The organism is Zobellella denitrificans, assembly GCF_002237365.1.
Taxonomy (GTDB): Bacteria; Pseudomonadota; Gammaproteobacteria; order Enterobacterales; family Aeromonadaceae; genus Oceanimonas; species Oceanimonas denitrificans.
The window spans coordinates 1-1070 of record NZ_NMUO01000192.1 but is presented as its reverse complement, the minus strand read 5'-3'; the positions used below and the strand labels follow the sequence as shown (position 1 = coordinate 1070).

The 1070-nt window shown below is 69.6% G+C and carries 1 protein-coding gene and 1 pseudogene; both read right to left on the bottom strand.

The features are described from left to right. The coding region (locus CGX12_RS19270) for an ABC transporter ATP-binding protein (RefSeq protein WP_217898216.1) at positions 1–817 on the bottom strand (817 nt) is incomplete at its 3' end. Continuing rightward, positions 807–1070, bottom strand: a pseudogene (locus tag CGX12_RS20005) (hemolysin D); the annotation flags it as partial. The gene CGX12_RS19270 and the pseudogene CGX12_RS20005, both read right to left, overlap by 11 nt.

Below are 1070 nucleotides of genomic sequence, written 5' to 3'. Positions count from 1 at the left end.
CCTTCTCGTTGGTCGACACGCGAAATTGTTTAAAGAGACAGGGTGTTTGGCGGTGGGGAAAAAGGGGGTGCGCAGGCCCCGCCGCGACCGCATCACCCTGGCGATGATCGTCGGCATTCCCCTGTTGCAACTGACCCTGTTCGGCTACGCCATCAACCTCAACCTGCGCCACCAGCCGGCCGCGATCCAGGATCGCCAGCCGGTGGCAGCGCTCCGCCTCGTCCATATAGTGGGTCGACACCAGTATGGTGGTGCCCCCGTCCGCCAGCTCGAACAGCTTTTCCCAAAAATCCCGGCGCAGTTCCGGATCCACCGCGCTGGTGGGCTCGTCCAGGAACAGCAGCTCCGGCCGGTGGATCACCGCCCCCGCCAGCGCCAGCCGCTGTTTTTCGCCCCCGCTCAGGGCGCCCGCCAGTTGCCCGGCCCGGTCGGAAAAACGATATTCCCGCAGCAGTTCGTCCACCCGCCGGGTGCCGGCCCGCCGGGGCAGGCCCTGGATGGCGGCAAGGAACTCCAGGTTCTCGCGCACGGTGAGATCGGCGAACAGGGAAAAATGCTGGGTCATGTAGCCGATGCGCCGGCGCAGCGCCTCGGCCTGCTCGGGAATGCGCAGCCCCAGCACCTCGATCCGGCCGGCGGAGGGGGTCAGCAGGCCGCACAGCATGCGGATGCTGGTGGACTTGCCGGAGCCGTTGGGGCCGAGAAAGCCGTACACCTGGCCCCGCGCCACCCCGAGGTCCATCCCGTCCACCGCGCGCAGGCCGCCGAAGTTTTTGCTCATCCCGCTGGCGCGGATGGCCAGGGCGTCATCGGGCATCGGCGGCCTCCTCGAAGGTCACGCTCAGGGGCAGGCCGGCGGGCAGCCCGGCGGCGTCCTCGCCCAGCTGGATCTCCGCCAGGTAGCTGAGCCGCGCCGCGTCCTCGCCGGTCAGCGCGTAATAGGGCGTAAAGCCGGGCTCGCCGCGGATCATGCGCACCCGCCCGCGAAAGCCCGGCTCCACCCCCGGCACCATCACCCGGGCGGCGTCCCCCACCCCTATACCCGGGCGCAGGGGCGCGGGCACATACAC